Genomic DNA, 9,099 nt, shown 5'->3' on the forward strand with positions numbered 1-9,099 from the left:
AGGAAACGTAATGAAACTAGCACTCAAATATGGGCTACTCATTACCACATTAAGCGTGTCAGTGATGGCTTCAACCAGCTATGCAAAAAATGTTTCTGTGCAGCAGTTTTGGCAATTACAGCAACAACAGCCCAATGTCATTATTGATGTGAGAACAGCAGCTGAATTTAATAATGGTCATTTAGATTCAGCCATCAATATACCTTATCAACAAATAGCAACAATAGCGGCACATTATCCTGATAAAGCTCTGCCTATATTACTGTACTGTAAATCAGGCCGACGGGCAGAAATAGCCGCAACAGCACTAAAAAAACTAGGCTATACCGCAGTCTACAATGGTCTTAACTATAAAAAACTTAAATCATCACAGCCGCTACCGACTCAATAAAAGGGATAAAAAAGCCCGATTATTACTAATCGGGCTGATTATTGTTACAAGTTAAATATCAATGTTGTGATTAATTAAATTCAAATTGGTAAAGTAAATCAACAGCTTGATCAAGACCAGAAACCGCTTCAACATACAAATTTCGCATTAATTTATAACGTAACGTAAATTCATCAACTTGGTTAAAGATACCTACGCCATATTTCACCTGTAACCCAGGAGCAATATAGCCACTGATCGTCACTTGTGAATCATCACCAGCACCTGAAGTTGATAAGCTTAGATCTTTAACACCAACGGCTTCACCAACATCACCAACAAGCTGACCACTTTGCGCTAAGCCCATACCGATTAAAGCAGTTGTCATTGCACTACTGCTATCACCAGAGCTCTCGGCATCAAGATTCTTACCCGTTAGAATATATGACAATGCATTTTGCTGTGGCATTGCAGGATCCGAGAAAATATTCACTTCAGGTTTATCAGCAGGACCTGTAACACGTACCCCCGCAATAACATCATCTTCGACGTTATCAGGATCACGAATCGCTTCAATAGAGAGATAAGGTTGCTCTGCTGGACCATTAAAGAGTATTTGTCCTTTACGGATAGATAATTCTTGTCCCAACGCGCGGTAGTATGATCCTTTGGCGATATTTACTTCACCATAAATCATCGGTCCTTTGCCATTTTGACGAACATTAAGATCACCTAACAAGCCTGCTTTTAAGCCAAACGCAGCCAATTTAACGTCATCACCAATATGAACAAATATATTGGTTTTGATATCAAATGGAACCGGCGACTTTTCTATCACTGGCTGTAAGTTATCTTTTAAGATCACTTGATCTTTCGATACTTTTACCGCAGATTTAGGTAATTGATTAACCGTAATTCTTCCCCACGGAATTCCAATTTTACCGGTGATCTCTGCTGACGTTGGCGTAGCCTCTATGGTTAAATCAGGAGAAACTTTTAATGCTACCATTGGCGGCATGCTCACTTTCAACTCTTTACCATTGATATTAAGCTTCGTTTTCCAAGCTGCCATATCCTGCCAATCACCACTACCACGCAGTAATAATTGACCATCTGGCGTATAAATATTACCGATCAAGTTAGCGTTATAGCCATTAAATGCTAATTTGATATCTGCGTTTTTAATATCTAACGGTACTTTACGTCCTGTAGCTTCAAGTTTAGTTACTTGTAATAAGCCATTAACTTTAGGATGTAAAATAGGTCCTGTCACTGTCAAATTAGTATCAACTTGACCACCAAACTTATGATAATCTTTAATCATAGGCTCAAGGAAACCTAAGGTAAAACGATCAAGTTTAACATTGGCATTGATCTGTTTATCACCTTGAAGGTTAGTGATCTTTGCCTGACCACTTAAATCACCATTATTCTTAATAGCCACTAACCAATTAGTATTTAAAGTATTGTCTTGCATCTCAGCATTGACGGTTACTTTATCCCACCCTAATACCAATGGCTGCTCGTCACTACTTACTTGCTGGCTCATTCCACCGGCAGGCATAATAATATTAGCCTTTAGATACGGTGCTGCTTTAGGTGACCATTTTGCATCAACATTTGCCCCTAACTCACCATTAACTTTTAACTCTGGTGGTAAAAACGGTTTTAACAGATCAAAATTAAACTTACGTACTGCTAACTTCGCTTGTCCTGAAGCACCAGCAGTAAGATCTTGAGTTAAACAAATTGCTGCTTGCCCTTGTTGCCAACAATGAGCACCAACGGTTGCCATCGCCGTTTTAAGATCATAACGAATCGGCGTCGAATGGTTCAGTACCCAATCACCAACAGGTGTACTAATATCACCTTTGGCTAACGTACCTTTCCAACCTGTTTTCTTATTAAAACTACCATCAATCAATAAATTAGTACCAACAGGATCACCTTTAGCATTAACACTTAAACTATGTTTTTGTTCAGTGCCTTTAAATAGCACCTTAAGATCATCTAATGTTGTTGTACCATATTTACCTTTTGCTGCCGTTAGGCTGATATCCGCTTTCATATCAGGTAAAGGAGTTACATTACCTTTAAGATTAAACGATGCTAACTGTGCTAATTGCTGCCAACCTAAATCATTACCTTGTAAGTCAAGCTTAATATCTGGGGTTGCCATACTGCCAGACAACTTAACATCACCATTAACCGCACCATGTAACCCTTTTAATGATTTAGATAAATTCGGCGCGTCAATCTTAGCTATCATGTTCCAAGCTTTATCTAATTGACCTTTGACTACCATCCCATTAGGACCGTGCTTTAAGGTCAATCCAGGTGTGTTTACTCGCAGTAAATCACCTTTACCATTAACATCAGAGGCATCTAACTTACCCACAAGCGTTAATGCCTGCTTCATAATCGTGCCATCAATGTCTAACTGTGGCAGTTTAACAAACCAACCACCTTGCTTGGTTAACCCACCAGAGGTTACAAATTTACCACTGACGTTACCTTTAGCGGCAGGCCACTGTAAGCCCGGTTGAATATTTGCAAAGGCGAGTTGTCCATTCCAAGTGACTAATTTTTTCCAATCTGCTTGTGCATTACCGGTAATCACACCACCTAAGGTATTAATCTTCAAAGAAGAAAGATCAACTTTATTTAAGTCACCTTTACCATTCAATGCTAATTTAACCGCAGGCATTGGAGTACCATCAATGCTACTTTTGGCCTTAAACGTAAAGCCTTTTAAGCTACCTTTAGCATCAATTATAGTATTATCAACCGTAAATTCGGCTGACTTATCAATTGGCCACTGCAAATGTTTACTCGACACTGCAACATCAAAGGGGAAATCTGCCTTTAGTGGCGACAACTGACCTTTAACAACCGCATCCAACTTGCCTTTTAACTGCGCATCAACAAGCAACTTTTGTAATGAACCACTGGCTTTTAACGTTAAATGATGTCCATTAACTGGCTGCATTGCAATCTTAGCATTTGCATCTAATGTTAATGGATAATCTCCGGCTAATGTCACTTGTGCCTTGGCATTTAAATCAGCTTGTGGCGTATTAACCTGTAGCTTTTCAACATTAACCTCACTGCCTTTACCTGATGCAATCAGCTCAAGTAACGATACTTTTTGCGGAGTTTTGCCTGCCAGCTCAAAGTTTTTAATCGTAAAGCGTTCAATATCAAACGACATTGGTAATACAACATCAGGCAATGTAATCGCTGTAGTGTCAGACTTAGCTTTGACCTTTGTTACAGGCTTAGCGTTTGCTTTATCAGACTTTTCAGCCGGAGCAAGTGCTAACTTAATATTCTGCCAATCTGTTGGTTTCAGCGTAACATGACTACCAACCACGGTTGCAGCAGTAGTAAAATGCTGCCAACTAACTTTATTGGCTAGAATATCAAGATCAATATTATCTAACGTGATTTTATCGATTTTAATTGGTACAGGAAGACTGATTTCTGCCACCGGTTCTGATGGTTGCTCTGGTTCTGTTGCCGGTGGTAATGTAGGCATCGAAAACTTAACACCCTTTACACCTAAATCAGAAATACAAATTTCAGGCGTTAATAAACAACGTTCATCCAAAGTTAAATTGAGTTGTGATACCGCTAAATTCATACTGCTATCTTGATAGCGCACGTCATCAACTTGAAAACCACTTAATAGTGATCCTTTCGTCGTACCAATAGATAGTGCAGGTAAGGCTTTTTGTGCACCCCAACTAGCTACTTTTAATCCCGCAGGAGTGTATAGAATCACTGCAACAGCAATAACTAAAAATAATAACAGGGCTAAAATAGCCAAAGCAATACGCTTCACCCAGATCATAATTCAGGCCCTAAACTAAAGTGAAGTTGAAATTTATCCTTGTCGGGTTTATCAAGTCCCCAAGCAAAGTCAATACGCACAGGACCAACCGGAGATGCCCAGCGCACACCAAAGCCAGTACCTCGCATCCAATCAGGTTTATTGTTATTCCAGGTCGAACCATAGTCATAAAATAATGCACCCCACCAATTACCATACAAACGGTATTGGTACTCTATACTTGTCGTTGCCATATATTGGCCACCGATCATTCGACCAAGATCATTACGCGGCGAAATAGACTCATAGCCATAACCTCGAATGCTATTATCGCCACCAATAAAGTAACGTAACGATGGTGGAATATCACGAATGCTATCAGCTAATACAGCACCACCGGCCATACGGAAGATACCACGCTGATTCTCACTCAGGCTTCGAATCCAAGCCGATTTTGCCTGCAAACGGACAAAGTCAGTATCTGAACCTAATGCTTTATTCGCAAATTCAACTGAGAAATTGTATTTACTACCAGAAGAAGGGAAAACCCCTCCAGAGAATTCACTTTTGCTATAAGATAATCCTGGTAAAAATACATTGAAAGTACCTTCTTCATCGCCACCTTGCTTGTATTTTTCATTCAACCAATGTAACGATACCGTACGCTCCCAATTTGACGCCAATTTCCAGTGACGTTCGACACCTAAGCCCAATTGAGTACTAATAGTATCGTGACTATCAACGTAACGAATCCCACCAACAATTTGGTAATAATTATTAAGAACATCATCTAATGGAATTCGATAGGCTGCTTCAACCTTAGGCTGCTCTTTCGATATCTCTGATTTGAGGTAAAAGCTGTGACCATTACTGGTGATCCATGGCTTTTTCCAGTTAAATTTCAAACGTGGGCCAGTATCAGTTGAAAAACCAATACCTGTTTCAATTTGATTTCTAACCTGAGGTGTTACAGCAACTTCAATCGGAATTTTATCATCCTTACGTTTAGCGACATCACCACCAACATAAATAGATGAAAACCAACCAATATTAGATAAACGCTCATTATACAAACCTAATTTAGACGCTAAATAAGGTTCATTTTCGGTATAAGGGATCATCGAACGCAGACGTTCATCCTTGATTTGGCTGCCAGTAAAATGTGTTTCACCAAAAGTATAACGACGCCCAGAATCAAAATCGATCGTGATGATCGCTTCATTACGACTAGGAATAACACCTAATTCGCTCTTCTTTAACTCCGCATCAAAATAGCCGCGGCGTACCGCTAAACTTTGCAATGAAGACTTTAACGTTTCATATTTACCTTGATTAAGCGCTTTTCCTATACCTAAACCGCTATTTTTTAATAACGAGATAAAAGCAGGATCATCTTTCGCATCGCCAGTAATAACAATATTACTTTGACTAATATGCGTACGCGGGCCAGCATCAACCGTTACGGTAATTGCTATTTTTTTTCCACTGCCCTTTACATGATAATCATAAGTCGGCTGATAATAGCCAAGCGCCTGTAAAGCCTGATCTATCTCAGATTTTACTTGTTCTTGAAAACGTAACGTATCACTGTAATCACTTGGAGAAATCGCAGAGAGATACGCATCAACATTATCTTCAAGGCTGGTTTTTAACCCCTTAACTTTAAGAGATGCCGCCATTGTCGGACTTGATAATACTAAGGCAAAAGATGCAATACCCAGCCACTGATAAATTTTATTCATTCGGATTATGCTTCTTGGGAAAATTAGATTCATTAACACGATCTATTTTGGTAAATACTGTACACCAATACCAACAATAGCTATCAATATTATTGATAATAAACTACTCAATTCAAATATCTATCATTAACAACAAATTCAATTCGTCACATTAAATATTTAGAGGGACAAACAACTTTTCAGGCATAACCCCAAATAATTACATCGCAACCAAATAACTCTAGAACAATTCTTCAAATTTTTGACATAAAAAGAACTAATAACACACTAAATATTATCAACAAGCGTCGCAAAATGAAAATAGTGTTCTCAAGTTTACTTCTTTCGTACTAATAACTATCTTTATTTAATATCGTACCTAATTTAACTTTTTTAAGATATTGTCGTAGACAATATTTGAATTTCTTTATTCACTTCTGATAAGACATTCAATAGCTTAATGTCAGTAGACTTTGGTGGAACTAGGCGTCCATATTCAAACTCAAAACCACCAATACCGATGATAAAAAGTCGCCCTTTAAAGAAGTTTTTAACATATTTTGCTACTTGTACAGGACGATAGACTTGAAAAATTCTCAACATATATCCTCACACAATAATCAATACAACGTATTTATTTCTATGAACAACGAAAATATGCAAACAATTTGCCAAATAAATTCAGCAACAGTGATTAACACTCACTTGCGGCAGTCATCATTATGTAAAATGCAACCCAAACAACTAATAACGTCATGAATAAAAGGATTCTTATGTATAAGAAATTATTAGCAATAGTATTTGTTGCTATTATCCCAACATTAGCTCACGCCAATAATCTTAAAATGAATACAACACTACCCGCTGTTACAGTAACGAATAAAGGTGAACTTATACTGAACAATAATAGTATTGGCTATCAAGCTTGGAATAGTACTGAACTAGTAGGTAAAACACATATCATAATAGCCATAGCAGGAAGAGCGTCTGCAAAGGAAATCAATGCTAAGTTAGTAAATGCGATTAGTGCCGCAAAATTCCCACAGCAAAAATATCAAACAACAACGATCATCAACCAAGATGATGCTATTTGGGGAACAAGTAGCTTTGTAAAAAGTGCAGCAGAAGAAAGTAAAAAGCAATATCCTTGGTCATCGATTGTACTTGATAGTAATGGTAACGTACAAAAAAGTTGGGACTTACAAAAAGAAAGTTCTGCAATAATCGTCCTTGATAAAAATGCTAAGATCTTATTTATTCATGAAGGGGCACTTAATCAACAGCAACGACAGCAAGTCATTGCATTAGTGAAAAAAAACATCTGATCTCTGTTTTACTATTTAAGAAATATCATTTATGGCCGCTATTAATAGCGGCCTTATTGTAAATAGACATTACACAATGACATCAACCCAACAACTAAAAAATACGTTAGAAAAACGCCCATTAACGAACAGTAAAAGTAGAACTCACTCTCTAGCACAACACTTTGGTTATGATTGCTTAATTAACTCAGGTCACAACTCATCACCTACTGAGCGGTATATTCATAGTCAACAATTACAATACCAACGCGAGCAACAGAATATAGAAAAAATATTTAAGCTAACTTACGATGAATGTAAAAATGAAGCGACAACCGATCCAGATCAGGATTGGTTAGTGCGTTTTATTAAGATGGCAAAGCAAGTATATAGCCCATCAATGCAAATTTTATGGGCTAGAATTCTCAAAAAAGAGCTTATACGACCAGGTTCAACATCTTTAAAGACTTTGACTGTTTTAATAACAATGACCCAAAAAGAAACATTTTTATTTCAACGTGTCATCAGTGTATGTTGCCAACTAGGTAAAAAAACTAATAAAGTAATCATTACCAGCATTAAAATACCGTCAAGATTTATTCAATTCGGAACAAAAACAAAACATTATCCAATCGTATACGATCAATACAACCTTCCCTATTCCAGTATCATTATTTTAATGGACTTAGGACTTATACTAAAAACAGAATTTGAATCAAGTACGATTGATCACCTCATGCAGTTTCATTTACATCTACAAAATACACATTACAGCTTAAATTGCCATAATAAAAACACATCGCTTACTTATTACCGTCTATCTCCAATAGGGCAAGAAATCGCATCATTAATCGAATATAAAAATAATTCTGAATTCCAAGCTTACTTACTCGAAAGACTATCTCAACTATTTACAGTCACTACTAGTTAATATTAAAGGCAATGATTTTTTAGGTCACCATTATTTATACATACCAAAAGTAATAACAAAACTGCCAACACAAAACGATTCAAATAAAAATGAGATTACTTACCCTATTGTCGTGATGGATGGTGCAGGCTGGCATACTGGCATACTGACAATATTACCAATCCGTTTAATAATCTCAGCATCATCAAACTTCCACCATATTCCCCAGAACTTAACCCAATAGAACAAGCTTGGAGTTGGTTACGACAACACTATCTCGCTAATCAAAATTTTGCTGATTATAGCGATATTATCGATAAGGTCTGTCTTGCATGGAATCGGCTTTGAATGTGTTCAAGAGATTGGAGCAACCTGATCAGTTAACTTCCCAGATTAGTATTATATCGCCTCGTGGGTTCATAGGGCGATACAGAACACTATCGTTACCATTTTCTACAGACGAAAAAAAACCTGAATCGTTAGATTCAGGTTTCTTTTTAATAATGGCGGAGTGGACGGGACTCGAACCCGCGACCCCCGGCGTGACAGGCCGGTATTCTAACCAACTGAACTACCACTCCGCAGTGTCTATTCAGCATAAATGCAACTTGTTATCTCTACCTTTTTTATCAAAAAGATAAAAACGAAATTAAAGCCTGGCGATGTCCTACTCTCACATGGGGAGACCCCACACTACCATCGGCGCTATTACGTTTCACTACTGAGTTCGGCATGGGATCAGGTGGGTCCATAACGCTATGGTCGCCAAGCAAATTCTGTTTTATTTATCGCCTTTAGGCAATAAATAGCAATCTGGGAAAATCTAACTAGTTTGTTCTCAACACTTCATTCAAGCGTTTGTAGAGTCCGTCTCTTCTCTTTGGAGAAGAAAAACCCCTTGGGTGTTGTATGGTTAAGCCTCACGGGCAATTAGTATCAGTTAGCTCAATGCCTRTCTCTTA

Annotated in this window: 6 protein-coding genes, 1 tRNA gene, 1 rRNA gene and 1 pseudogene; 4 read left to right on the plus strand and 5 right to left on the minus strand. The window is 37.8% G+C overall.

The window, feature by feature from the left end; translation table 11 throughout:
- The first annotated feature begins 10 nt into the window (after positions 1 to 10).
- Positions 11 to 391 carry a rhodanese-like domain-containing protein gene (locus G6R09_RS17170; RefSeq protein WP_065166899.1) on the plus strand — a complete coding sequence of 127 codons (381 nt, stop codon included), beginning with the start codon at positions 11 to 13 and terminating at the stop codon, positions 389 to 391.
- A 70-nt stretch (positions 392 to 461) separates the two neighbouring features.
- On the opposite strand, the gene G6R09_RS17175 is transcribed toward G6R09_RS17170, so the two are convergent.
- The 3 genes from G6R09_RS17175 to G6R09_RS17185 form a co-directional block, all read right to left on the minus strand.
- Complete coding sequence (locus G6R09_RS17175; RefSeq protein WP_163923683.1) at positions 462 to 4,223, minus strand: translocation/assembly module TamB domain-containing protein; 3,762 nt, start codon at positions 4,221 to 4,223, stop codon at positions 462 to 464.
- Entirely contained in the window at positions 4,220 to 5,944 is a 1,725-nt protein-coding gene (locus tag G6R09_RS17180) for an autotransporter assembly complex family protein (RefSeq protein ID WP_163923685.1), read from the minus strand. The genes G6R09_RS17175 and G6R09_RS17180 overlap by 4 nt, the downstream gene beginning before the upstream one ends.
- Before the next feature lie 372 nt (positions 5,945 to 6,316).
- Positions 6,317 to 6,526, minus strand: coding sequence for a DUF1107 domain-containing protein (locus tag G6R09_RS17185; protein WP_065166901.1), 210 nt, complete (start codon positions 6,524 to 6,526; stop codon positions 6,317 to 6,319).
- A 170-nt stretch (positions 6,527 to 6,696) separates the two neighbouring features.
- Between G6R09_RS17185 and G6R09_RS17190 the strand changes: the two genes are divergently transcribed.
- The 3 genes and pseudogenes from G6R09_RS17190 to G6R09_RS17200 form a co-directional block, all read left to right on the plus strand.
- Positions 6,697 to 7,248: a YtfJ family protein gene (locus tag G6R09_RS17190; protein ID WP_163923687.1), complete on the plus strand. Its 552-nt coding sequence runs from the start codon at positions 6,697 to 6,699 to the stop codon at positions 7,246 to 7,248.
- Between the two features lie 31 nt (positions 7,249 to 7,279).
- Positions 7,280 to 8,158: a TIGR03899 family protein gene (locus tag G6R09_RS17195; protein WP_082955645.1), complete on the plus strand. Its 879-nt coding sequence runs from the start codon at positions 7,280 to 7,282 to the stop codon at positions 8,156 to 8,158.
- A gap of 100 nt (positions 8,159 to 8,258) precedes the next feature.
- Positions 8,259 to 8,479: pseudogene (locus G6R09_RS17200) on the plus strand (transposase); the annotation flags it as partial.
- 162 nt (positions 8,480 to 8,641) lie between these two features.
- On the opposite strand, the gene G6R09_RS17205 reads toward G6R09_RS17200, so the two are convergent.
- Both G6R09_RS17205 and rrf read right to left on the minus strand, forming a co-directional pair.
- Positions 8,642 to 8,718 (minus strand) — tRNA-Asp (locus tag G6R09_RS17205).
- A gap of 73 nt (positions 8,719 to 8,791) precedes the next feature.
- Positions 8,792 to 8,907, minus strand: a 5S ribosomal RNA gene (rrf, locus tag G6R09_RS17210).
- Positions 8,908 to 9,099 lie beyond the last annotated feature (192 nt).

Origin of the sequence: Photobacterium sp. Alg240-V54, from assembly GCF_900537155.1 — a bacterium.
GTDB lineage: Bacteria > Pseudomonadota > Gammaproteobacteria > Enterobacterales > Vibrionaceae > Photobacterium.

Excerpts from the sequence above, each read along its gene's own strand:
- G6R09_RS17170 (WP_065166899.1), top strand. The coding sequence starts at position 11 with ATGAAACTAGCACTCAAATATGGGCTACTCATTACCACATTAAGCGTG.
- G6R09_RS17180 (WP_163923685.1), bottom strand. The coding sequence starts at position 5,944 with ATGAATAAAATTTATCAGTGGCTGGGTATTGCATCTTTTGCCTTAGTA.
- G6R09_RS17175 (WP_163923683.1), bottom strand. The coding sequence starts at position 4,223 with ATGATCTGGGTGAAGCGTATTGCTTTGGCTATTTTAGCCCTGTTATTA.
- G6R09_RS17195 (WP_082955645.1), top strand. The coding sequence starts at position 7,280 with ATGGCCGCTATTAATAGCGGCCTTATTGTAAATAGACATTACACAATG.
- G6R09_RS17190 (WP_163923687.1), top strand. The coding sequence starts at position 6,697 with ATGTATAAGAAATTATTAGCAATAGTATTTGTTGCTATTATCCCAACA.
- G6R09_RS17185 (WP_065166901.1), bottom strand. The coding sequence starts at position 6,526 with ATGTTGAGAATTTTTCAAGTCTATCGTCCTGTACAAGTAGCAAAATAT.